Raw genomic sequence first — 24,624 nt, 5'->3', positions numbered from 1 at the left:
TAGCGATCGGGGAATTGTTAATTATGAAAAAATTGCACTTTTTAATGATAGCGATCGCGCTTTGCGGTTTAACATCCTGCAATAAACTTAAACCCCAGACCCCAGCAACCAAACAGCCTCCTGCTGCTACCGATAGCAAATCTACCGAGGGGGACAATAAAACCAAAGAATCACCTAAACCCCAGGTTGATAAAGCAACAGCCGCTTTTCAAGCAAGTCTTTCCCAAGAGCGTCTACCCGTACAAAATAGTGGCAAGTGGGGCTATAGCGATGGGGCTGGAAAAATTGTAATCAAGCCGCAATTCGATCTAGTATTTGAATTTTCCGAAGATATGGCAGTTGTGCAGAAAAACGAAAAATGGGGCTATATCGACAAAAAAGGCAAACTCGTTATTAAGCCACAGTTTAATCAAGCTCTAGCTTTTTCTAACGGGCTAGCACCTGTACAGATAGGGGAAAAGTGGGGTTATATCGACAACACGGGCAACATAATTATAAAGCCTCAATTCGATGAAGCACTTCCCTTCTCCGAAGGGCTAGCAGTAGTACAGATAGGCGACAAAAAAGGCTATATCAATAAAACGGGCAACGTCGTTATCAAACCACAATTTGATGAGGCTCTCCCCTTTGTTCAAGGACTTGCAGCAGTCCATAAGCAAAATCAACAGGGCTATATTGATAGTTCGGGCAGTTTTATAGTCGATCCTCAACCCGCTCATACTATTCCCGATTCTGGAGGGGGCAAAAAGCCTGGAAAAAAGAATAAATAAATATTTTTTTGTTGCGTAATTTTTTACTTAGACGCAAAATAATTTTTAATTGCTTAAAAATAGCCATAAACTCAAAAACAGCGCTTATAATCTATGGTTGAAAAATTTATCTAAAAACTTCTGATGTATCATTTGATGCAGGCTCTGGTTATCGTCGCGCTTGAAACTAGACAAGCTCAAAACATTAAACTTGACAACACTGCACAATTTAACGTTTCAGCAAGAGAGCATTACCCTAAACCAATTATCCCAGCTTCAGATCAACCTAGTATCTCAGATAAACTTGCGGAAGCTTCTCCGGAAGATCTCCAGGTTTCTGAAGCAAGCACAATTAATCAATTGGCCTTAGAAGAGATACAGATTGCACAGAAACAACAAAACTCACCGCCAGAGCAAAATTATCCTGTTTTTCCAGAAGCAGTACCAGAAAAACAGGAAATACCCGCAACAAATTTGCCTGCTGATTCCCCAGATGTTCTGCGCTTCCCCATCAAAAAATTTCTCTTGCAAGGTAACACCTTGCTCTCAAATGAAGAGGCGCAACGTAGGATCAAAAAATACTTGGGGGAAAATAAAAATCTGTCTGACTTAACAGCAGCACGCGAAGCGTTGATTGAAGCTTATCGCCAAGCTGGTTATTCCCTAGTTAGTATTAGTTCGCCTAAGCGCCAGACTCTTGAAGGGATATTTCAAATTGACATCACTGAAGTAAGCGTTGGTAGCATTACAATTAACGGAAACCGCTACTTCAGTCAAAATAACATCCGCACCGCCTTGCCAGAACTGCAAGAAAATCGGTTGCCAAATCTTAACAGCCTTTCTCGCCAGTTATTCCTAGCCAACGATAATCCATCGCGTCAATTAACTCTAGATTTTAAACCAGGAGATGAGGGAAAAACCAATGTTGATATTAAGGTGCAAGACCAAAATCCCCAACGTTTTTCCATCCGATTGGATAACACGGGTACGGAGTCTAGCGGACGCACTCGTTTAAGTTTTATTGCTCAAAATAACAATACATTCAACATAGGGCATTTAGCGGCTTTTAGCGTTACCGTGTCGCCAGAAAAACTGGACAAAGTAAAGCAATTCGGCTTCTTTTATCAAGTACCAATACCAAGCTGGGGCGATGTTATAAATTTTAGTGCTAGTTACTCCGATGTCAACAGCGGTCGTATCGCTGATATTTTTGATGTATCCGGGCAGGGAGTAGCTACGGGCATTCACTTCTTGCACAATATTAGCCGCACTGCCTTAGACCGACAGACGCTAGATATTGGCATAGACTATCGCTTATTTCAAAATACCATAGACTTTGCTGGCGAAAATTTGGGTGTAGATGTAGCTGCTTTGCCTATTAGTTTAGGCTACCAATATACGGCTCGCAAAGGCAATAATGGTTATTCCGCTGGAATTCGTTACGTGCGGAATATTCCTGGATTAGTTGGTAGAAATAACAATGAAACTTACAGCGAGAGTCGGGTAGGAGCAAAAGCAGACTGGGACTTATTTGAAATTAATGGAACATACCAATACACGTTTCCTAACGGCTGGCTTTTTAACGTTCAAGGAGAGGGTCAATATGCAGGAGAACCGCTGATTTCTGGCGAACAATTTGGATTAGGCGGATTGCGCTCAATTCGGGGTTTAGAAGAACGCGAAGCAGCTGGAGATAACGCGCTACGCGCAAGTATAGAAATTTACACGCCAGTAATAGGAAACGGTCATCGCTTCCTAGCTTTTACTGATGTAGGACAATACTGGCGGGAAAAGGCACTACCAGGGGAACCAGATAATGACACTCTCTGGACAACTGGGCTAGGATGGCGTTGGAATTTGCACAACCGCCTCAATACTGCTGTAGATTTGGGCTATGTGCTAAAAGGGTCTGCGATTAGCAATTCAGGTGATATGCGGGTGCATTTTAGTCTGAATTATTCGTTTTAATCCAATCGAGCTATAAAAACATGAAATATTCAGCAAAAGTTGCGATCGCTCTCATTGCTCTAACCTTAGCAAACTTATCTACTCCCGCTTCTGCCAATCCCACCGCCCCGACTGTAGTCAACGGTAGTGCAACATTAGCCAATCCCAACGCCAGTACCCTAGAAATTACCAACACGCGGGGAACTATCATCAACTGGCAGGGATTTTCCATCAATACAGGTGAAGTAACTCGTTTCCTCCAACCAGATGCAGCCAGCGCCGTCCTCAACCGCGTCACTGGCAGTAACCCTTCCCAAATTTTTGGTGCGCTGCAATCGAACGGACGAGTATTTCTGATTAACCCCAACGGCATTCTTTTCGGTGCGGGTGCTGCAATCAACGTTCAGGATTTAATCGCTTCTACCCTCAATATCAGCGACAGCGATTTCCTCAACGGCACATATAACTTCAGCCAAACTGGTGTCGGCGGTAACATCGTCCTGCAAAGCGGCGCACAGATAGCTACAGCCAACGGCGGACAAGTATGGCTTCTAGCTAAAAATATTAATCAAGACGCAGATAGTAGCATCACCACTCCAACAGGGAACTCAATCCTAGCGGCTGGTACAAACGTGCAAGTAGCAGAATCAGCCTTGGGGAACATGGTATTTAATGTCACCACAGACGGCACAAATAATATTCAAACCCTGGGTAATATCGCCGCAGAAAAAGGCGTCGCCGGGTTATTTGCCGACAATATAACTATTGCCGACAACATCGCCACCCAAAAGAAAGCCACCATCACCACCAGCGCGACGGGGACTGGTAACGGCGGACTCATTGTAATGAACGCCAACAACAAGCTGGAAATTCAGCGCCTAGCTGAAGTCTCCGCCGATGGCGGTACGGAAGGCGGCAACGGCGGTACAATTAGGCTCACCGCCAGCAACTTGAGCATCTCTCAAATTGCCAACGGTATGGGCAACTTACACGCTTCAGCCCGTCACCCCAGCGGCGTCAACGGTACTGTCACCCTGACCGAAACAGGCACTTTTAACTACCAGCCCAACGGCACAGAATTTCAGGTCAATACCACTACAGCTGGCAACCAAGGGGCTTTACCATCAGCTTCAGGTGGAGGATTCTCAAAAATAACCGTACTGGCAAACGGTCGCTTTATTGTCACTTGGGCTGGCGCTGGAACAGGAGATGACAGTGGCGTGTTTGGTCAGTTATATGAGGCTAATGGCACTCCCGTTGCTGCTGAGTTCCGAATTAACAGCACTACCAGCCTTCCTCAAGGCTATCCATCAGTCACCGCCCTAAAGAATGGCAACTTTGTGGTTACTTGGTCTGGCTCCGGAGGCGGCCTAGACAGCAACGTTTACGGCAGGCTCTTCGACAATAATGGCACTGCCTTAAGTACCCAATTCCTGATCAATACCAACACTAATAACCTTCAAGCTGCTTCCTCGGTAACTGCTTTAGCAAATGGCGGTTTTGTTGTTAGTTGGGCGAGCAATGGACAAGACGGAAGTAGCTGGGGTGTATACGCTCAACGCTACGAGGCCAATGGCAATAAAGCAGGCAATGAGTTTCGGATCAATACCACGACAGCTGGCAATCAAGGGGGTTCTCAAGGGGTAGGCTCTATAACTGCTCTGCCGGATGGAGGCTTTATCGCTATTTGGGCAAGTCAGGGGCAAGATGCTTCTCCAGTTGCTTCGAGCGCTCCTAACAAGTCTGACAATGCTTTCGGTGTCTATGCCCAGCGCTACGACGGAAATGGGAATAAAACTGGCGGCGAGTTCCTGGTTAATACCACAACCCAACTCAGCCAACAATTGCCCAAAATTACTGGTTTACCCAATGGTGGCTTTGTTGCTACCTGGTTGAGCGATGACGATCTTCTACCTACTAACACTGGTTTACAAGAAGCTATTTACGCTCAAAGATTTGATGTTAATGGTAGTAAAGTCGGTAACGAGTTTCGCGTAAATACCTACAACAGCTTAGATCAAGAAACTCCGGCTATAACTTCTTTAGCAGATGGCGGCTTTGTCATTTCTTGGGAAAGTCTGGAACAAGATGGCAACGGCAGAGGTGTTTACGGTCAGCGCTACAATGCCCAAGGCGCTGCTGTAGGAGGCGAGTTCCGGCTAAATACCACAACCAACAGCAATCAAATGTACTCCGATGTAGTAGGTCTGGCAGATGGAGGCTTTATTGCGTCTTGGAGTAGTTATAGCCAAGATGCTGCTAATACTTGGGGTGTATTCAGTCAGCGCTACAAAAAAGAAGTCCTCCCCGTGACAAGCGGCGGAATGGTTACAAGCGAATTGGGGCCAACTGCTGCATTCAACACCCGTCCCAATCGACCAAACGCCAACTATGTGCCCATCGCCAACCCGATAACGCTCAATCTTTCCGGAGATGCACCCAGTACCCCCATTAACATCACTACGCCGACAGATGGGGATGCAGATCCGCTAACGATTACTGTTAACGCACTCCCTAATGTAAGTAATGGTACGGTATTTTTGTCGGATGGCGTTACACCCGTGACTGCGGGGCAATCTCTTACAGTCTCTCAATTAACGGGACTGACGTTTAAGCCAACCACGCCTAGTGCCAGTGGTATGGAAACGTTTAGTTATACTGTCGTTGACGGACAAGGCGGTATCGTCCCCCAAACTGCAATTTTTAATATCACACCCGTCACCCTTATCCAGCCTGACGTAATTTCAACCAACCCTGGTAATACTCAGACTGATGTAATTTCAACCAACCCTGGTAATACTCAGACTGATGTAATTTCAGCTAAACCTGGTAATACTCAGACTGACGTAATTTCAGCTAAACCTGGTAATACTCAGACTGACGTAATTTCAGCTAAACCTGGTAATACTCAGACTGACGTAATTTCAGCTAAACCTGGTAATAGCCAGCCATCTTTAAGCAAGCCGCCAGAAGTAGAACAGGAACTAGCGATCGCTCACGGTGTTTGCAATACAGCCGAACGGGGAAGCGCTCCGGCGAACTTGCTTACGCCTAACAGAGAGTTGTGCAAGGATAAGCTTGACGAACAGCCGGGGTTAGGTGAAGCCAAGATTAAAGTAGAAACAACAGCCGCGATCGCGACTCTAAGCAAAGAGGAGCAAGCCTACGCAAAAATGGTTGGTCAGCAAGAATACGCCCTAACGCGGGGAATGTCTTGGAAGGCGCGACAAGCTTATTGGCAGGAACACGCCCAGAAGCAATCTACTCTAAGTGCAGCAGAATACGCCCAGTACCAAAATAAAGTGCGGAGTCTGTCCACAGCGGAGCGATCGCGCTATTACGAACAACTCGCACGCTAAAGCCCCTACCATTAACCACATATCCCTCAAACCTTGCTGGTTGTGGGTGAGCAATAGTGCCCACCCACAACCATGACTATTATGTCGAGAGGCTTTGGGGGGAGAACTCCCAACTCCGGCTTTTCTCCAGCTAAATGACTATGGCTAAGTGAAGTGGCGGCTAATGACAAGTGCTTTGCCCCCAGCCTATATTTGCTCTAAATTTGCAGATCTCGACTGCATTTAACTTTTGTATACTATTGCTAAATTACATTTAATTTTTGCATGAGTGTTAATACCCCCTCCATTCATTTTTTTGAAGGGATTCCTGAAGAACTGAGCAATGTCAGCCTGCGGCGGAGTAAAACTTCTGGCGCCCGCAGCGTAGTAATGACTTTCAATAGCTTGAGAGCCATAGAAAAATTCAACAGCTTTAGAAAAAAATTTTCTAACTCGATGCAGCTAACTGACCAAGAAGGCGTAATTAGTGTTGAGCCTTCTGGTGTACAATTCATTTTCTCTGGGCCAGAAGGGGATGACCTAGAGCGGGTTGAATGTAAGTTTGAGATTGAGCAGGAAGACCATTGGCAGCGATTCATGCGCTTTATGCATCGCTATGCAGAGGCGAATGGCATGGGCTACAGCGAATCGAAAAATAACTAGGTAATTATGAAAGTAGCTATTACTGGAGCAACCGGATTTGTTGGCACCCGCCTGGTGGAGCGACTACAGGCTGAAGGTAATCAAGTGCTGGTCTTAACGCGCAACTCGGATGCTGCTAAAAGAAAGTTTCCCAATGCTGAAGTCGTCGCCTACAATCCCAGAGAATCTGGCTCTTGGCAACAATCTATTTCTGGGTGTGACGCTGTAGTGAATTTGGCAGGAGAACCCATTGGACAGGAGCGCTGGACGGTTGAGCGCAAGCAGGAAATCATCAACAGTCGTAAGATTGGGACGCAAAAGATAGTAGAAGCGATCGCGCAAGCTAACCCCAAACCATCAGTATTAGTTAATGCTTCCGCGATTGGTTACTACGGCACGAGCGAGACAGCTAGCTTTGATGAAACTAGCCCCCCCGGTAACGATTTTCTGGCTCAAGTATGTAAAGAATGGGAAGCCGAAGCCCAAAAAGTAAAAGATGCTGGAACCAGACTGGTTATTGTGCGAATTGGCATAGTTTTGGCCATGGGAGGAGCGATCGCTAAAATGATACCCCCCTTCCAAATGTTTGCGGGCGGTCCCATCGGCAGCGGTCGCCAGTGGTTTTCCTGGATTCACCGAGAGGATTTAGTTAATCTAATTCTCACAGCCCTCAAACGACCGGATATCCAAGGTGTCGTCAACGGTACAGCCCCCAACTCAGTCCGCATGGCAGAATTCTGTCAGACGTTGGGCGAAGTTCTCAATCGCCCCTCCTGGTTGCCCGTTCCCGGCTTTGCCCTAGAAGTACTTTTGGGAGACGGAGCCAAAGTAGTTTTAGAAGGCCAACAAGTTCTACCTAAAACAACACAATCTTACGGATTTCAATATCAATATCCAAATGTCAAACAAGCGCTTGAGGAAATTTTGAAGTAGTTACATCTTATAGCGCTTTTCATTTAGATATATCCGGGGGCTTAAGCCCCCGTAAGCAAACCAGGGTATTAAATACAATATGTTAAATACCAGTGACTGGTTTGAATTATTAGAGCGTCGATGGCTGTTTAAGAATCCCTAATAGGGATTGCAATAACCAAATCAAAGCCGCCCTTAGATTTTTAGTTAGTAAGGTGGGTAATATCCACCTTACTTAACTTTACTCAACACTAGCTGTGGCGGGGGCTGTAGCAGCTTCATCCGCCACTGCATCATCCTGTACGCGCTGTAGTTTAGCTCCCAGGCGGCGCATCTTATCTTCTAGATTGTCGTAGCCCCGATCTAGGTGGTGTAAACCTTTAATCGTTGTTTTTCCTTCGGCTGCCAGCCCTGCCAATACAAGCGCAGCTGAAGCTCGCAAGTCAGTTGCTACCACAGGTGCCCCTGATAGCATCGATACGCCTCGAACGATGGCGTGGTTGCCTTTTACACGAATGTCCGCGCCCATACGATTCAACTCAGCTACGTGACGCAAGCGGTTTTCAAACACCGTTTCGCTGATCGTGCTGGTTCCTTCGCTGAGAGTTAGCAAAGCCATGAACTGCGCTTGCATATCTGTGGGAAAGCCTGGATAAGGCAAGGTTTCAATATCCGTTGCCATGTGGCTTTGCGCCCCGATAATCCGCAGACAATCGCGATCTTCTAGGATCACTTTTGCACCGATATCTCGCAGCTTAGCGATCGCTGCTGTGAGATGGTCTGGTACGATTGGCGACAGGCTAATTTCCGAGTGGGTAATAGCTCCTGCTACAAGGAAAGTTGCAGCTTCAACTCGGTCGGGAATGATGTTGTAGTCCGTCGAATGCAAGCGGGGTACGCCCGAAATAATGATGGTGTTTGTGCCAGCGCCGCGAATTTTCGCGCCCATCGAGTTGCAGAAATTAGCCAGATCTGACACTTCTGGCTCTTGAGCAGCGTTTTCTATGGTCGTTTCCCCATCAGCTAGGGTAGCCGCCATCATCAGCGTCTCTGTTGCTCCGACGCTAGGGTAGTCGAGGTAAATTTTCGCACCCTTCAATCTGGGATTTGGGCCAGTTACATAAGCATGAACCATCCCATGCTCGATCTGTACGTCGGCGCCCATTGATTGCAGACCTCTAACGTGCAGGTCTACGGGTCTAGCACCTATGGCACAACCCCCTGGGAGCGGTACGCGGGCAACCCCCAGACGCGCCAGCATCGGGCCAATGGCAAAGAATGAAGCTCGCAGCTGAGAAACTAATTCGTAAGGCGCTTTAGATTCGCCAATATCCCGAGCGTTGATGTCTACAATGTCGCCATTCCGCTCCAGCTTTATCCCTAACGCTGATAAAATCTGCCCCATCCGCGTCACATCGACGAGGGAGGGAACGTTGCGAAGCCTAAAATCGTCGGGGCACAGTAAGGCTCCAGCCATGATAGCCAGTGCCGAGTTCTTTGCCCCACTAATTTTTACGTGCCCTTTCAGGGTCTGTTTGCCCCAAATTTGCAGAACTGAATTGTCTGCTTCAGGCTTAGATGAGAGTTCTGTCAGGCTGATAATGGGTCTATCCTCCAGCTTTAAGGGAATGGTTTTGCGTTCGTTGAAATTTTGTTTAGATTTTACCCGAAAGATTCGAGATGTCTATATTTTTGGGCTAGTTCTCAGCCGTTGAAGCATTGTACTTTGTTATCGCTGAATTTTCCGGAATAAAAAAAGTAGTTGACAACACAATAAGAATGCATCATTATAGTAAATCGCGCCACTAAAACGGTGCTTAAGCGGAACTGGCGGAATTGGCAGACGCGCTAGATTCAGGTTCTAGTGTTCGCAAGGACTTCCGGGTTCAAGTCCCGGGTTCCGCATCCTAAATTTAGATTTTGGATTGGATATTTTGGATGGTTCATCTAAGATGTAAAATCCAAAATCTAAGATCTAAAATTTAAAATTGTGTTGACAAGTGTCCAGAATTCTCTGGTAAAGCAAATCCGCAAGTTGCACTCCTCCAAGGAACGGCGGGAACAGCAGTTATTTTTATTGGAAGGGACGCACTTGCTAGAGGAAGCGTGTGCGGTGAATTACCCGCTTGTGAGTGTTTGCTGTACGCCTGAGTGGCGCGATCGCCACCAGCAACTGTGGGAAAACGTCTGCAATCGGGCTACCAGGGCGGAGTTAGTAAGTGCAGAAGTCATTAAGGCGATCGCTACTACTGTACAACCTGATGGCGTCGTCGCAACAGCACCTCGCATTACTGCCCAGTCTCCATCACTGCCAGTTCAGCTAGGGCTGGTTTTGGAAACCTTGCAAGATCCCGGCAACTTGGGTACGATTATTCGCACCGCTGCTGCCGCTGGTGCGTCTGGTTTGTGGCTGAGCGATAATAGTGTAGATTTGGATAATCCCAAGGTGTTGCGGGCGTCAGCGGGACAGTGGTTCCGGCTACCGATGGCAGTCACTGGGGATTTGGTGTCTTTAGTTTCTCAGTGTCGGACGGCGGGGATGCAAGTAGTGGCGACAGTGCCCAGTGCGACTTTAACTTATTGGCAGGTAGATTTGCGGCGTCCAACTTTGATTTTGCTGGGAAATGAAGGCGCAGGACTGTCTGAAGAGCTTGAAAAAACAGCAGATTTACGAGTGACAATACCCCTGAGTCCAGGTGTAGAGTCATTGAACGTAGCGATCGCCGCTGCCTTGATGTTATACGAGGCTCAACGGCAACAGTCTTTTAATCCTTAGATTCGCTTGATTCTGGATAGAGAGATTGGAAAAATTGGTCAATATCCGCCGCAGCGTCTTCTAGTTCGCTCAGATCGAATTTTACGCGCTCTTTTTTATTAGACTTAGCGGGGATTGATTTATTATTATCATCATCAGTCTTTGCCAGCGTTTCCTGCAATTGGTCAAGCGCTTCAAGAAAAGACATCGCAGCTGCGCGACGGTCATCTCGCCGATCCTGTTCCATAGTGCTTGACTCCTCAAACATTACAATTGCTCTAACGGTTAACTGCCTAAAAATAAACCGCAACTAAATCGCGATCGCAGATGTTACTAATCAATGCACCACTGAACACATTATGTTGAGTTTAACTTCGTTTTGTTGACTTTATCCAGTAGTAGTATCCTGATTCCCAAGCCTCGTGGTTTATGAACAAGCCTGTGATATATCAGCTAGTTGAGCAAATTTTTGCAATCGGTAAAATTACACAATTAAACTGCAAACAGCTAAAAATAGCGCTTCTTGATGCGAGGATAAGCGATGAAGATCTAAATTTGATCGAGCTAGTCATCGAGGGCGTGCAAAAAGGGCAATTGAATGTCGTGCGTTAGAGTAAAGATTCAGTTGCAAAAATGGACAGCAAAAGGCAGAATTACAGACACGCAACCTCATAATCTGCATTAAAAGCCGAAATTGCGAAATTAAGCTTTGTTTTGACTGACTCATAACTCAGAACTAACATATTGTCTAATCGAGTGAGTCCAGTTGAAAATAAAGAGGGCATCGCTTATCAGGAGAGAAAGGTGACTCACGGATTTGATTACGATTTAGCGATCATCGGTGCTGGCGTGGGCGGACATGGCGCTGCCCTACACGCCGTTGCCTGCGGCTTGAAAACCGCAATTGTAGAAGCATCTGATATGGGCGGGACTTGCGTTAATCGCGGCTGCATTCCCTCAAAAGCCCTCCTAGCGGCATCGGGTAGGGTGCGTGAGTTACGCAACACTCACCATCTCAAAGCACTGGGCATAGAAGTAGGCAGCGTAGAATTTGACAGGCAAGGAATCGCCAATCACGCAAACAACCTCGTCAGCAAAATTCGCGGCGACCTTACCAATAGCCTGCAACGGCTGAAAGTTGATATCCTGCGGGGTAGGGGTAGGGTAGCCAGTCAGCAAAAAATAACAGTTACAACAGAAACCGGAGAAAAAACGATAACGGCTAAAGACATTATCATTTCCTCTGGTTCTATTCCTTGGGTTCCCCCAGGCATTGAAACTGACGGCAAAACTGTCTTTACCAGTGACGAAGCCTTAAAAATGGACTGGTTGCCAAACTGGGTGGCAATTATTGGTAGCGGTTACATAGGTTTGGAATTTTCCGATATCTATACTGCGTTGGGCTGCGAGATCACGATGATTGAAGCCCTAGACCAACTAATGCCCGGTTTCGACCCGGATATTGCTACGCTTGCCAAGCGGGTGCTGATTGCGCCCCGCGACATCGAAACCAAGGTGGGCACGTTGGCTAAAAGAGTAATTCCTGGAACGCCCGTAATAATTGAGCTAGCCGACGCCAAAACTAAAGAAGTAGTAGATGTTCTGGAGGTGGATGCTTGCTTGGTAGCAACTGGTCGCATCCCAGATACTAAGGACTTAGGCCTGGAGTCTGTAGGCGTTGAAACAGATAGACGCGGCTTTATTACCGTCGATGACACGATGGCAGTTCTGTCAGGCGGGGAAAAAGTACCGCACCTGTGGGCAATTGGAGATGCGACGGGGAAAATGATGTTGGCTCATGCGGCGTCTGCACAAGGCGTCGTGGCAGTGGAAAATATCTGCGGGCGTCAGCGTACTGTAGATTATCACAGCATCCCAGCAGCAGCGTTTACTCACCCAGAAATTAGCTTTGTAGGCATGACCGAACCAGCCGCTAAAGAGTTGGGCAAAGCCGAGGGGTTTGAAGTGGCAGCCTCGAAGACTTATTTTAAGGGAAATTCCAAAGCGATCGCCGAAGGTGAAGCCGAAGGTATGGCTAAGGTAATTTATCGCAAAGATACCGGAGAGGTTTTGGGAGTACACATTATAGGATTGCACGCCTCGGATTTGATCCAAGAAGCGGCAAACGCGATCGCCAATCGTCAGTCTATCAACACCTTGGCCTATATAGTTCACGCCCATCCCACCCTATCTGAGGTGCTGGACGAAGCCTATAAACGAGCGTTGGTGACTCACTAATTGTTCATTGTTAGTTGTTCGAGGTTGATTGCTAATTCGCAAAAGACGACGAATTACTAAGTGTGGAACCGAGAAACCCGTTTTCTTAAAGAAAACGGGTTTTTGAGCCGCGAAAATTGCCATCGTTGAAATAATAGCTAGCTATTAGCCGCTAAACCATTCCCCATTGCTTGTGCCAAACTGGATTTATGCAAATTCGCAGACGTTCACCCAACCCAGCAGTTTCAGTCAGCTACTTAAGCTACCAAGTACCCGCACCTGATGCCTTACCGCGCAATATCTTAGAGGAAATTGTCTGGTACAAAGAAAGAGAAGTTGAGCAGATGCGGGAACGTGTTCCCCTAATACAATTACAGCGCTTAGTCCAGGCTGCACCAGCACCGCGTAACTTTGTGGAAGCCTTGCGCCAAGGAAAGACAAAACCAGCGGTAATTGCTGAAGTCAAAAAGGCGTCTCCTAGCAAAGGGACGATTAGGGAAGATTTCGATCCTGTGGCGATCGCTTCCTCATATCAGCAAGGGGGAGCTAGTTGTTTATCGGTACTGACAGATAAAAAATTCTTTCAAGGTAGCTTTGAAAATTTGGCTCTTATTCGCCAGTCTGTCGATCTGCCCTTGTTATGTAAGGAATTTGTAATTTATCCTTACCAAATTTATAAAGCTCGCAGCGTGGGAGCAGATGCCGTATTGTTGATTGCGGCGATCCTGGAAGATAAAGACATCCAGTATTTTATTAAAATTACCAACGCCTTGAAGATGACGCCACTGATTGAAGTACACACTCAGTCTGAGCTAGAGCGCGTGTTATCCCTCGAAGGCTTTACCCTTATAGGTATAAATAATCGCAACTTGGAAGATTTCTCAGTTGACCTGCAAACAACCGTCGATATTCTGGCGGCTTCGGGAAACCAGTTGCGCGATCGCGGCATATTGGCTATCAGCGAATCAGGGCTGCACACCGCCCATGACCTCAGCCTAGTAAGCTCGGCAGGTGCTGATGCTGTTCTCATTGGCGAGTCATTGGTAAAACAGCCCGATCCCGGAGCTGCGCTAGCCAAGCTGTCCGCGGAACTCAGTGATTTGTCTCCTCACACACCATCTGGGAAGGAAGTATGAAGAATGAATTGTTCTAACGAACAAATTCATTGCTCTCGCTTCCGTCCGCATACTTGCGAACATATCAGTCCACTACAGGCGATCGCGTTTAATGGAGCCAATACCTCTTCCATCTCACATTCACTACGAACTGCTACTCCAACTCTTGGAGCGTCAAACTACTTTCGCCGTTAGTCAAAAACCAGCGGTGCGAGAGCAGGTGCATCAGCTAATCGCTACGCTCCGCAAAGCCTTGGCGCAACAAAAGCAATTGGAAGCCGCTTGCGACCGAGCGAATTTGCCAGTTGATTACCGCTGGTCGCTCAATAACGCTAACTCGGAAACTGAGCGAGATGCTAAGAACAACGGTAACTCGTGTTTAAGCAGTTAACAACCTAGTTTTAGATTTGGTGTCGGTGGAGAAACTCCACCGACAATGATTTTGGATTTGGAATAAAGCCCAAATCTAAAATCTAAAATCTAAAATTTAAATAGTGATGTCCACAAGCTGTTAAGTGCCTAAAAAGGACTCAAAGAAAAATTCCGCGTCTAATCCGCTTTCCGCGACAGCCGCAGAAATGAGGGCAGAAAGTGAAGGCGAACAAAGTCCCGATCTTGTAGCTCCTGTAGAGACACCATTGGCGTCTGTCCCCTTGGAGTGGGAACAGGAGCGTGAAGACCTTCAACGTCAGTTAGCCCAAGCGCTAGAGCAAGAGCGATCGCATAAGGATCGCATTCAAGATTTAGAGCAGGCGCTAGAGCAATCGCAAGCAACTGTTAGCGATCTAAGGCGGCAAGAGGACGAAATAGCATCGGCTGCGCTGCGCGATCGCGTGGGGCTGGAAGCGCAACTTCACGAAAGCGAGGAAGTGGCAAATCTTCAGCAGCAAGCTCTTGCCCAACTAAAACAACAGCTTAACGCTCAGCATGATGCTCTTTTGAGCCAGAAATCCCAAGCGCAAGTCAAAGACCAAACAGTTCAAGACTTGTTAGCAATGATGGAGATTCTAGTCCGGACGCAGCAAAAAGAGCTAGAAAGCCTGCGCGAGCGGCTAACTCAATACCGCACGGCTATCCACAGCGGTCAAAAGCAGGTAGAAAAACAGCTAATTGAACGGCAGCAGGAGCGGTCAGCCCATCAACAGCGCGTAGTAGAGTTAGAATCACAAATCCTCGCTGCTAGGAATAAGATTACGCTTTTAGAGGGGCAGGTGGAATACCAGGAGACAATAGTTGAGGTGTTGCACCGTCGTCTGAGCGATCGCGCTGCGTTCCAAAAGCAGCTAGAAGCACAAGTAAAGCAATCGCACGCAGCCCTAGAAGCTCACCAAGACCTGCATAAGGCGCTGGTGCAGACTCAAACTACGGCTAGGGAACAAACCACAACTATTGCTGCCCTAATTGGCAAAATGGAAACGCTGGAAACCGAGCTGGCGCAACAGATAAGGAAGGGGGCGCAATTGGAAAAAGCTTGTGAGGAGTTAACATCAGAACGCGATCGCGCTGTTGTCCGCGTAACAGAACTAGAGTCGCAACTAGAAGACTGGGAGCAGGAAATTATCATTTCTCACCAGCAGCAAGCCAGGGAATACCAAGCCGCGATCGCTTATTGGAAAGAGCGCTACGATGGCAGCCAGCGCCACGCTCAACAGTTGAAGCAAGTACTGGAAACACTGCTACCAAACGCACCAGATGAAATTGGGCAGTTGTTAAATGGGATTGTATCTCCTTCGGCTGCTGAAACTTCAAATCCACCGCCTCCAACGCTAGGAGCATCCGATCCATCTAGCTTTACTCGACCTATAGACCTGCCTAAGTTTTTAAGAAAGCTAGATCCTTAGTAGTTCCTCCCCTAAGGTCCGCCCACGCTGGTTAGGGTTATGGGGTTGAAGTTCTAAAACTACCTGCTGGCGAGGCTTCCAAAATCTAAAATCCCATTCCCAGGCAGAGCCTGGGAACGAGCAAAATCAAAAATGGTATAACTGGTGCGATCGCCTGGCACGGTATGAATTTTAAAATTTAAATTAAGAATTTTAACTCCGCACCTGAAGCAAAGAAGTTAAAACTATTCTGGATAATGCGCTACAGAAATTTCGCTCCTTAGATAGAAGTAGGAAGGATAGATGGACGACAAGCTAATGCTAATGATTCCCGGCCCTACCCCGGTGCCGGAGAGGGTGCTACACGCTTTGGCAAAGCACCCAATTGGTCACCGCAGCGGTGACTTTGTAAAAGTTATTGCAGAGTTAACTGAAAATTTGAAATGGTTGCACCAGACTCAGAATGATGTGCTGATGCTTACTGTGTCGGGTACGGGTGCGATGGAAGCTGGGATTATTAACTTCCTAAGTGCGGGCGATCGCGTTTTGGTAGGATGTAACGGCAAGTTTGGCGATCGCTGGGCGCAACTGAGCGAAGCCTTTGGCCTTAATGTTGATAAAGTAACAGCGGAGTGGGGTCAACCCCTCGATCCAGAACACTTCCGCGAAAAACTCGAAGCCGACACTAATAAAGAAATCAAAGCCGTCATCATCACCCACAGCGAAACCTCGACTGGGGTAATTAACGACCTGGAAACTATCAATCGCCACGTCAAAGCGCACGGTCAAGCTTTAATTATTGTTGATGCCGTTACTAGCTTGGGTGCAGTAAATCTCCCCATCGACGAGTGGGGTCTAGATGTAGTGGCGTCGGGTTCGCAAAAGGCTTACATGATTCCCCCCGGATTGGGGTTTGTCGCAGTCAGTTCCAAAGCCTGGGAAGCCTACAAAACTGCAAAGCTACCCCGCTTCTACCTGGATTTGGGCAAGTACCGCAAAGATGCTGCCAAAAACACCACCCCGTTTACCCCGCCTATTAACCTGATGGTGGCGCTGCAAACTGCCCTCCAGATGATGAAAGCGGAAGGTTTACAAAACATCTTCAGCCGCCACCAGCGCTTAATGAATGCAACCCGCGATGCTGTTAAGGCACTGGGTTTACCTCTATTTGCGCCTGAGGGTGCTGGGAGTCCGGCGATTACTGCCGTAGCGCCGACTGATGTGGACGCGGAACAAGTGCGTGCGGTGATGAAGAAGCGGTTTGATATCGTTTTGGCTGGTGGACAAGATCACCTGTCCGGTAAAATCTTCCGCATGGGACACTTGGGATTTGTGAGCGATCGCGACATCCTTGCCGCTGTTGCTGCCTTGGAAGCTACCCTCCGCGAGTTGGGATACGAAGGCTTTACTCCCGGTGCTGGTGTTGCTGCTGCTGCTAGAGTTTTTACCACCAACTAGAGTTTTCTAAAGACGCGATTCATCGCGTCTTTCTTCTCAATTCCCAACTCTTTAACCCCCGCGCAAGGGACGATCGTCCCCTGCGCTCCAACCACCTACTTTTGACAGCATTTGGTTAGACAAATACAATTACTATATTATGACGTAATGATGCACAGCACAAGTACTTTATAAGGTTTAGTGGTTATTTGTTTTTATAAAAACCCTTATTTTTATTAATATTTATTATGAAAATACTTTAATTAACTAAAAATTTAAATTTATTACCACGCGAGCCAGCCAATGAGGTAAAAAAAGAGTTTTGGTAGAGGATAAAAAATAGCCAATAATTATTTTTAGCTTTTAATAGTATCTGCTTAAATTTCCCCCACCTACTTAACTCTCTCTTGGCATGAAAATTGTGGAAAAGACAGCAACCAAACTTACGCTCCAACACCGCCCCGCCGGGGTTTGGATAGCGGCAGGTGTCTTTGTGCTAGTGATTCCTTTTGTGCTGTTGCTAATTGGCCAAAATAATACGTGGTTGTTTTATATCTGGTGGTTCCCTTTGCTGCCTGTAGTATTCGTAATTCTTGGCTTGTTAGTGCTGATTTTGGCTGGGGGAGTTATCAGCTGTGGCTTTGATAAAACTCTGGGCAAAGTAACGCTTAAGCGACGAGGTTTGCTGGGGATGAAAGTTACCGAACATTCGCTTAAAGAAATAGTAGATGTTCAGTTGGAATCAAATAGCTGGAATAGCGACGACAACGCTAATTATGACGTTGTTCTTTTTTTGCGGCAAAGCAAAGCTGTACCCCTTAAAGTTTATCAAACCTCTAGTAGCACAGAAAAGATTAAAGTAGTAAATGTTATTCGAGAGTTTTTATGCCTGCCGCCAAAATAGTGTGGCTAGTGAAAGAGGTATTGTAGGCATAAATGCTGAGATTAGTAAATTTGCTCTGCTGCGTTATCAGATATCCGAATACTTAGAAAAACTGGGTATCTCCCAGGGCGAATCATTTACGGCTGCTGTAGTGGCTAAGAATTAATCGATAGTGGGAATATCAACTAAACATATTAAATAAAAAGAGCGGGACGCTTATCATCCTGCTCTTGATGTAAAAATGAATTTTGAATGAAAATACTTGTTTAAGTCTTCGCCTGTGGATCGGGTAAATACCCAAAAGCCCAATTGCTCTGACATATTTTCCTGCTCCTCGCAGATTGCTAAGTTTTAAGCCGTTTCGAGCCAGTCGTAGATTCGATCTAACTGCTCCAGTGTAACCAAACCATATTGCCAAAGAATCATCGGCAAGGGGCCTGGGTCTTGTTCGCGGTGTCGCAAAGCGATCGCCATGGAAGCCTTGGAAATGGCCAAATCTTCTTGCAGAAAACGCAGGAATCGAGAATAGTTTGCTGGTGCCATAGTTGCTTTCACCTCCTTTTTGTAAACTCTATTTTGTAATTGTGAGTGGTAAGTTCTAGATATTAAGTAGCCAGTATTTTAGCTGTCCACGCCAATCCCGGTTCTTTCTCTCTATTGTGACGGGGGTAAGGTTTCCTGCCAGTGTCTCAAATCACTTAAAAACAGAGATCTAGGTTCCTCGGGGATCAACCCCACCCTAGCCGCTAGTATGGGATTCGCATCCTCCTACAGAGCAACCGGAATTTTACCGCCGAACTAGACGCGAAACTAGGCTGGCGGTTAGCTTTTAGCGCTTAACCCTAGCTAAATGCTGGGGAACGCTTGCTTAATTTCTTGTACTCCAGAACCTATCTGGCAGTCGTCCATAAAGCTAGAGATTTATGAGTGCGTGCTATTTTGTTTGACCGACCTCACACCACCAAGCAATTGCCACACTCTCTGCCTCAAAACCGCCATGTTCGCCGGAAGTAAGCATGGGTTTAAGCATCAAGATTAAATTAATTCTTGATGTTGAAACTCTATCTTCCGAAAGACTACCTTACTTTTGGTGCAACTTTATCAAAAGTGTAAGTAGAATTTCCACATGGATATTATAGACACTAAAGATACTAACGCGCGGGTAAATTTGTATTTTTATCCAGTTTTTGGATTGTCACGCGATCGCCCACTTTCAAACCCAGTTCTTTTGCCCGCCCTGCGCGCAGTTCGATTACTTGGTCAACTGGTTTTCCGGGGCCATAGGTAGGGCAAGGGTCTGTGGTGCAGGGAGGGACGTTAGCGGAGATGTCCATTACCACCCCTTTTCGCAGAAACACCATATCCAGGGGGATTAGGGTATTCTTCATCCAAAATCCGACTGGTCGGGGTGGGTTAAATACAAACAACATCCCGCGATCGTCCGCTAAAGATGTTCTGTACATTAAGCCCATCGCCTGTTGTTCTGGGGTCTGTGCGACTTCCAATTGAATTTTTGTGCCAGCCGTAGTCGCTGTGGCTGAAACGGGCAAACTTTGACCCAAGTTTTCCACTTCCTGCGCTGTCGGTGAAGGTGATGGCTGCGACGCGGCGCTAGGTAACTGTTGGGCGTTGGTTTTGCCATCTGTATCTGATACTGGTGAAGAACAACCCAGCAGCAAAAACCCTAACATCAATAACAAACTTAGACGAAGCTTCACGACAGCGATCGCTCCCACTTTTTTATTCTTTATTGTTTCATCCGCGCACCCCAAAAGCGCTATTTGTTTGGCGTTCTTCCTAGCAAGCCTTTATGCTTCCCGTAAAACATATCCGACGCCTCGCACTGTTTGAATCAAGCGTTTCTTGCCCTCATCTTCAATTTTGAGACGCAAATAGCGGATATATACTTCTATCACATTAGACTCACCCATAAAGTCGTAACCCCAAACATTTTCCAGAATTTGTTCTCTGGTCAATACTTCACGGGGATGAGACATCAAGAACCTTAACAATTCAAATTCTTTCATTGTTAGGTCGATGGTTCGTCCATTGCGAATTGCTCTGCGGCTAGTCAAGTCTAAAATCAAGTCGCCAAAGCGTAATTGCTCGGTGCTACCTACTTCTGGTTCGAGGTAGAGGCGCACCCGCTGCAAAAACGGTTCTGTCCGATAGGGTTTGAGGAAATAATCATCCGCACCTGCATCTAGACAAGCCACGCGATCGTCAACTGTATCGCGGGACATTAATAATAGCACTGGTACGCGAGAACCTGCATTCCTAATCTGGCTGCACAACTTCAACCCTGCTTCTCCGGGTAGCGCTCGATCTACAACCACCATAGCAGGCTGAAGTTCGCAGGCTTGATGGAAACCGCTACTGGCATCTGATGCGACGATGGTTACATAGCCTGCTTCTCTCAAGTCAAGACTGACCCTTTGAGCCAGGGATTCGTCTGTTTCAACGAGCAGTACGCAGGGGTTGGAATCAAGAATACTTGTACTCATAGGATGCATTAACCTTTACCTTCACGCTGGGCAGCAGCCCAGATTGTTGTTAAAGGACTGCCATATTTTTAAGTCAGCAATGACTCAAGTGTACACGCCAAAGTTCCCTACGAGTGTTTTTACTCACGACAGTTAAGAGACAAGAGCGATCGCGCCCCTAAATAGTAAATTTTTTGTGAAATGGCCATCTTGCCCATTTGACCTCTAAACTAAGGCAACTCTACAGATGTTGGTTTAGCAATGTGAGGTAAACCCCAGCCCAATTTTTCTCGCAAAATTTTGAAAAACTCAGGCGACTGCAAGCGCATGAACCGGGCGGAATAGCGCGATCGCTTCACGCGCACCCTGTCATCCGGCAATACATAACACCCACCATTTCCATCCACCACCATGATCAGGCGATCGTTACTTGCTGGGAAAATGGTCACGGGTTCAGTATCGGCAAACACCAAAGATCTAGACGCCAAGGAATGCGGACATATCGGCACTAACTGTAGCACCGGGACTCCCGGCGTCACCACTGGCCCCCCAGCAGAGAGAGAATAAGCAGTAGAACCAGTCGGAGTCGAGATAATCACGCCATCTGCCGCTATATCGACAGGCGAGTGATGCCCTACGGCTACTTCAAAATGGCACATGCTCGTCAGCGGTTCCCGATGAATCACCATTTCATTCAGGCAAAGCGCTTCCCACAGCAGCACGTCGTCGCGATAAAGCCCGACATTGAGCATCGCCCGTTCTTCAATTTCATACTCGCCAGCGATCGCCATTTCCAACGCTTGCGGTAGCTGGTTCACAAAAGTCTCCGTCAAGAAACCCATGTGTCCCGTATTCACCGTTAGCAGCGGAATACCGCAGGGAGCAACTTGGCGAAAAGCCGCCAATACCGTCCCATCTCCCCCCAACACTACGGCAAAACTCATCTCACTATCGAAACCAGGGGGAACCAAAGAGTCTATGGGAGTATGACAAACCGGACGATCCGGGCGAGAATACCCCAGAATTCCCCCGGCGGCTGCTGTCATGCAAACTTCCCAACCAGAGGCTGTCAGCTTGTCTTGCAACTCTGTAGCGATACGACAAGCCAAAGGTTTGACTTCATTGTAAATAATGCCTGCTTTGGGCACGCTTCAAATCCGGCTTAGTGGTTAAATGTGCAGGAATGTCACAATTCCAGACACCACATAGCTGCCTTCTTTTGAATGCACAAATAGTGATGTCTGTCGAGCATTTATTACATCAGTTCCTGCAAACTGACGTGGATAATAATCCCGTATCTTGTGGAATAAGCTCAGGTTTATCCTCACACATTTTAATGCCACTGGCTACGCCCAGACACCTTGGAAATCAATAAAGTACCAAGGTATCGCGGCGCCAAAGCGGGGACGCGAGATCTTAAAACGTGAAAGGCATCTTCTTTTTCACCTGTTTTTTATTTTTCGATTTCTCGAAGTCTATTTCTTTGAGCTTTTTCATAATTCGACTGAAGTACTCTTGCATATAGCCTTCTAGCGTCGTGGTTTCTTGTGGGTTTAGCCCAAAAACGCTATAAACTTCATCCATCGGCGCAATCAGGGGTTTGCCAGTTGCCAACACTTCGGCAAAAGCCAGCCTATCCGACACATTCCATCCCCACTGAAAAAACCTAGCGATTCGGCGCACTGTCCGCAGTAAGCCCAATGGCATCCGCGATACCCGAGAATCCCGCCCAGACATGCGTTCGCACAAGCGCACGATTTCATAAGCACCCCAAGCACGACTCCCTACAACAGGAAAAGTTTTCTTTTCTGTTTCTGGCGTTGAGAGTGCTTTGATGGCAAATTTGGCAACGTCTTGGGTGTCCATATATGCGATTGGCGAGGTGTCACCAGTCACCCAAACTGGCTGTCCTTCCAAAATGGGGATGGCATACTGACCTATTAATCCTTGCAAAAAGCCGCAGGGTCGCAAAATAGTGTAGTTTAATCCCGATTCTGCTAGGAAAAGTTCCGTACACCGCTTGATTTCCATTAGCGGGACGTTGGGGTATTTTTCGGCGTCGAGAAGAGAAAAGAAGATAAAACGCTCAACTCCAGCCTTAGCGCAGGCTTGAATAAGTGCCACTTTCCCGTCCCAGTCCACTTCTTTGATACTGAGTGAGTCTGTAGGGCGGGAGGTTGCTGCATCAATTACAGCGGTGACACCTTCGAGGGCTGCGGGCAGGGTTTGGGGGTTGCATAGGTCGCCTCGTACCAGTTCAGCACCCCATTCTTTTAAAAATGCGGCTTTCATCGGGCTGCGTACCAGGCACCGGACTTGATAACCTTCGTCCAAAGCCCGCTTCGCGACCTGCCTTCCTAATGTGCCAGTAGCACCGACAATCAATAAAGTCATTTAGAAATTAGTAAAGAATCTTAACGTTTCTCTAAGATGTTATCAGAAATCTAGCTGGCATCTATAAGAAAGTTAACAAAGTTGCTCTATTGGCTAGAGTGTGATATACGAAGAACAAACGGCAGCGGATAAAAATGCAAAAATGCCCAGTACCTCCCCAGTTGGTTAGTTTTCTGGGGAGGTACTGGGTGGGCGATCGCGCCTACCTAATATTTGTATATAGATGAGCGGGGGTGGCTTTCCCCCGCAATGTCCTAGAGGGACTCGTTTTCGCCGCCTTGGATTTTGAGCAACAAGAAGCCCAAGCCGATACCCACTAAAATCAGGGTAAAGCACAACACTGCTGCATTTAACATCTCGCCGCTCATATCAAAGCTCCTTTGCATCGCTTTTTATTCAGGATTATTTTAGAGCAGCATGAAGACTCAGAAAACTTTCGTTACACAAACTGCTGTTAAAGTCACAGACAAACAACCCCGTCCCCGGTTAGCCATTACGCTGGGAGATCCGGCGGGAATTGGGCCAGAGGTGGTGCTGAAGGCACTTGCAGACCCAGAAGTTATCCAAGATTGCGATATAACGGTTGTTGGCAGTCGGGCGCTGTTGGAGGAAAGTTATAACCGATTGCGGCAGCAAGTGACAACTTTGGCAGATCCAGCAGAGTTGGCGATTATGGATGTGGGGTGGGAAGCTGAAGGGAAATTTACTATCGGGGAAGGCAATGCGGCGAGTGGTGCGGCGAGTTTTGCTTATATGGAAACAGCGATCGCTCGAACATTAGCTGGAGAATTTCAAGGAATCGTTACCGGGCCAATTGCTAAGTCTGCTTGGAAGGCGGCGGGACATCATTATCCGGGCCAAACGGAACTTTTAGCGGAACGTGCTGGTGTTGAGCGATTTGGGATGTTGTTTGTAGCGCGATCGCCCCATACTGGCTGGACTCTCCGCACTTTACTAGCCACTACGCATATTCCCTTGCGTCAAGTAGCAGATGCATTGTCACCGCAGTTGATGACATCGAAACTAGATTTGCTGGTGGAGTGCTTGCAAGAAGATTTTGGGATAGAGAAAGCCACAATAGCGATCGCGGGTTTAAATCCCCACAGCGGCGAACAAGGACAACTGGGACGAGAAGAACTAGACTGGTTAATTCCTTGGCTAGAGCAAGAACGTCAGCGGCGTCCCAGCCTGCAACTCGATGGGCCGATTCCGCCAGATACGATGTGGGTTAAGCCGGGACAAGCTTGGTATGGAAGAAGGGGAGCAGAGGAGCCTCTTGTAGAGACGCGATTCATCGCGTCTGGAACTTCAAAGCCGCGAGAAACTCAAAATGCAGCCGATGGGTATCTAGCGCTTTACCACGATCAAGGATTAATTCCAGTAAAACTGATGGCCTTCGACCGTGCGGTTAATACTTCTATCGGTCTGCCTTTTATCCGCACTTCACCAGATCATGGCACGGCGTTTGATATTGCTGGGAAGGGGATTGCAGACGCTACGAGTATGGTAGCAGCCTTGCAGTTTGCGGCTGAGTTGGCATATCGGAGAGTAGCTGCTAAAACGGTGGTGTAAGTAAGTTTTTAAGTTGTGGGTAAAGTGGGGTAGCCATCTATATCTGCTAGCTGGTAAAATCGCGTTTAATTTTAATCTTTTAGATAAGGAATGAGTTGAGGGAAGAAACGGATATCTTCAGATACCAGACTTCTTAGATAAGTGTGGTATCTCGTTACTGCTAATTATTTAGGATTAAATTTCTTACTATCTTTTATAAAGATATCGTTTTGATAAATTCTTGGTTTTACTTTTATTCCAGTAAACTCAATACTTCTCGGTTAAGCCCAAAATCAGGTAAATTAACTGTTGTCCCCTAACAGGCGGTCGTAAAATCGGTGCATCTCAGAGAATTCTCGTTTATATCTCCGGTCATAGAAG

At 47.1% G+C, this 24,624-nt stretch carries 23 protein-coding genes and 1 tRNA gene; 16 read left to right on the top strand and 8 right to left on the bottom strand.

The genetic code is table 11. The features are described 5' to 3' along the window. The first annotated feature begins 23 nt into the window (after positions 1–23). From H6F77_RS13415 to thyD, 5 genes are all read left to right on the top strand, one after another. Entirely contained in the window at positions 24–770 is a 747-nt protein-coding gene (locus H6F77_RS13415) for a WG repeat-containing protein (protein ID WP_190489225.1), read from the top strand. Between the two features lie 123 nt (positions 771–893). Beyond that, positions 894–2,717, top strand: a complete 1,824-nt coding sequence (locus H6F77_RS13410; protein WP_190489224.1) for a ShlB/FhaC/HecB family hemolysin secretion/activation protein — start codon at positions 894–896, stop codon at positions 2,715–2,717. Positions 2,718–2,737: 20 nt separating this feature from the next. Continuing rightward, positions 2,738–6,055 carry a two-partner secretion domain-containing protein gene (locus H6F77_RS13405; RefSeq protein WP_190489223.1) on the top strand — a complete coding sequence of 1,106 codons (3,318 nt, stop codon included), beginning with the start codon at positions 2,738–2,740 and terminating at the stop codon, positions 6,053–6,055. A gap of 264 nt (positions 6,056–6,319) precedes the next feature. Next, complete coding sequence (gene psb28 / locus H6F77_RS13400; RefSeq protein WP_190489222.1) at positions 6,320–6,697, top strand: photosystem II reaction center protein Psb28; 378 nt, start codon at positions 6,320–6,322, stop codon at positions 6,695–6,697. 6 nt (positions 6,698–6,703) lie between these two features. Beyond that, a complete protein-coding gene (gene thyD, locus H6F77_RS13395) occupies positions 6,704–7,609 on the top strand; it encodes a thylakoid membrane protein ThyD (protein ID WP_190489221.1) in 906 nt (301 codons plus the stop codon). A gap of 220 nt (positions 7,610–7,829) precedes the next feature. Here thyD and murA read toward each other — a convergent pair whose 3' ends face one another. Next, complete coding sequence (gene murA, locus H6F77_RS13390) at positions 7,830–9,188, bottom strand: UDP-N-acetylglucosamine 1-carboxyvinyltransferase (RefSeq protein ID WP_375335939.1); 1,359 nt, start codon at positions 9,186–9,188, stop codon at positions 7,830–7,832. A 221-nt stretch (positions 9,189–9,409) separates the two neighbouring features. On the opposite strand from murA, the gene H6F77_RS13385 reads away from it, so the two are divergent. Then, a tRNA-Leu gene (locus H6F77_RS13385) sits at positions 9,410–9,493 on the top strand. Positions 9,494–9,578: 85 nt separating this feature from the next. Beyond that, on the top strand, positions 9,579–10,364 hold the full coding sequence (locus H6F77_RS13380; RefSeq protein ID WP_190489220.1) for a TrmH family RNA methyltransferase: 786 nt from the start codon (positions 9,579–9,581) through the stop codon (positions 10,362–10,364). On the opposite strand, the gene H6F77_RS13375 is transcribed toward H6F77_RS13380, so the two are convergent. Beyond that, positions 10,354–10,590, bottom strand: coding sequence for a hypothetical protein (locus H6F77_RS13375; protein ID WP_190489219.1), 237 nt, complete (start codon positions 10,588–10,590; stop codon positions 10,354–10,356). The genes H6F77_RS13380 and H6F77_RS13375 overlap by 11 nt on opposite strands. Positions 10,591–10,772: 182 nt before the next feature. Between H6F77_RS13375 and H6F77_RS13370 the strand changes: the two genes are divergently transcribed. From H6F77_RS13370 to H6F77_RS27570, 8 genes are all read left to right on the top strand, one after another. Beyond that, complete coding sequence (locus H6F77_RS13370; protein WP_190489218.1) at positions 10,773–10,955, top strand: hypothetical protein; 183 nt, start codon at positions 10,773–10,775, stop codon at positions 10,953–10,955. Positions 10,956–11,147: 192 nt separating this feature from the next. Beyond that, the gene (lpdA, locus tag H6F77_RS13365) at positions 11,148–12,581 is read left to right on the top strand and encodes a dihydrolipoyl dehydrogenase (RefSeq protein ID WP_190489217.1); all 1,434 of its coding nucleotides are present in this window, start codon (positions 11,148–11,150) and stop codon (positions 12,579–12,581) included. Between the two features lie 188 nt (positions 12,582–12,769). Continuing rightward, positions 12,770–13,696, top strand: a complete 927-nt coding sequence (gene trpC / locus H6F77_RS13360) for an indole-3-glycerol phosphate synthase TrpC (RefSeq protein ID WP_190489216.1) — start codon at positions 12,770–12,772, stop codon at positions 13,694–13,696. Positions 13,697–13,787: 91 nt separating this feature from the next. Further along, positions 13,788–14,066, top strand: a complete 279-nt coding sequence (locus tag H6F77_RS13355) for a DUF5340 domain-containing protein (RefSeq protein ID WP_190489215.1) — start codon at positions 13,788–13,790, stop codon at positions 14,064–14,066. A 124-nt stretch (positions 14,067–14,190) separates the two neighbouring features. Next, positions 14,191–15,516 (top strand): coiled-coil domain-containing protein, encoded by a 1,326-nt coding sequence (locus H6F77_RS13350; RefSeq protein WP_190489214.1) that lies wholly within the window; start codon positions 14,191–14,193, stop codon positions 15,514–15,516. 282 nt (positions 15,517–15,798) lie between these two features. Beyond that, positions 15,799–16,953 carry a pyridoxal-phosphate-dependent aminotransferase family protein gene (locus tag H6F77_RS13345; RefSeq protein WP_190489213.1) on the top strand — a complete coding sequence of 385 codons (1,155 nt, stop codon included), beginning with the start codon at positions 15,799–15,801 and terminating at the stop codon, positions 16,951–16,953. A 391-nt stretch (positions 16,954–17,344) separates the two neighbouring features. Further along, the gene (locus tag H6F77_RS13340; RefSeq protein WP_190489212.1) at positions 17,345–17,836 is read left to right on the top strand and encodes a hypothetical protein; all 492 of its coding nucleotides are present in this window, start codon (positions 17,345–17,347) and stop codon (positions 17,834–17,836) included. Position 17,837: 1 nt separating this feature from the next. Then, positions 17,838–17,981: a hypothetical protein gene (locus H6F77_RS27570; protein WP_206753461.1), complete on the top strand. Its 144-nt coding sequence runs from the start codon at positions 17,838–17,840 to the stop codon at positions 17,979–17,981. A gap of 185 nt (positions 17,982–18,166) precedes the next feature. On the opposite strand, the gene H6F77_RS13335 is transcribed toward H6F77_RS27570, so the two are convergent. The 6 genes from H6F77_RS13335 to petM all read right to left on the bottom strand — a co-directional run bounded on the left by H6F77_RS13335 (position 18,167) and on the right by petM (position 23,078). Then, complete coding sequence (locus H6F77_RS13335; protein WP_190489211.1) at positions 18,167–18,358, bottom strand: DUF2949 domain-containing protein; 192 nt, start codon at positions 18,356–18,358, stop codon at positions 18,167–18,169. Positions 18,359–18,966: 608 nt separating this feature from the next. Beyond that, on the bottom strand, positions 18,967–19,506 hold the full coding sequence (locus H6F77_RS13330; RefSeq protein ID WP_190489231.1) for a DUF192 domain-containing protein: 540 nt from the start codon (positions 19,504–19,506) through the stop codon (positions 18,967–18,969). A gap of 117 nt (positions 19,507–19,623) precedes the next feature. After that, a complete protein-coding gene (nblR, locus tag H6F77_RS13325; protein ID WP_190489210.1) occupies positions 19,624–20,319 on the bottom strand; it encodes a response regulator transcription factor NblR in 696 nt (231 codons plus the stop codon). 209 nt (positions 20,320–20,528) lie between these two features. Beyond that, the gene (locus H6F77_RS13320; protein ID WP_190489209.1) at positions 20,529–21,446 is read right to left on the bottom strand and encodes an NAD(+) kinase; all 918 of its coding nucleotides are present in this window, start codon (positions 21,444–21,446) and stop codon (positions 20,529–20,531) included. Positions 21,447–21,714: 268 nt separating this feature from the next. Continuing rightward, complete coding sequence (locus H6F77_RS13315) at positions 21,715–22,692, bottom strand: SDR family oxidoreductase (protein ID WP_190489208.1); 978 nt, start codon at positions 22,690–22,692, stop codon at positions 21,715–21,717. 254 nt (positions 22,693–22,946) lie between these two features. Next, entirely contained in the window at positions 22,947–23,078 is a 132-nt protein-coding gene (gene petM / locus H6F77_RS13310; RefSeq protein ID WP_514131590.1) for a cytochrome b6-f complex subunit PetM, read from the bottom strand. Positions 23,079–23,109: 31 nt separating this feature from the next. On the opposite strand from petM, the gene pdxA reads away from it, so the two are divergent. Further along, positions 23,110–24,264 carry a 4-hydroxythreonine-4-phosphate dehydrogenase PdxA gene (pdxA, locus tag H6F77_RS13305; RefSeq protein WP_190489207.1) on the top strand — a complete coding sequence of 385 codons (1,155 nt, stop codon included), beginning with the start codon at positions 23,110–23,112 and terminating at the stop codon, positions 24,262–24,264. Positions 24,265–24,624 lie beyond the last annotated feature (360 nt).

Source organism: Microcoleus sp. FACHB-831, assembly GCF_014695585.1.
Lineage (GTDB): Bacteria > Cyanobacteriota > Cyanobacteriia > Cyanobacteriales > FACHB-T130 > FACHB-831.
Note: the sequence above shows the minus strand (reverse complement) of the source record. Positions and strands in the feature narration are given on the sequence as shown.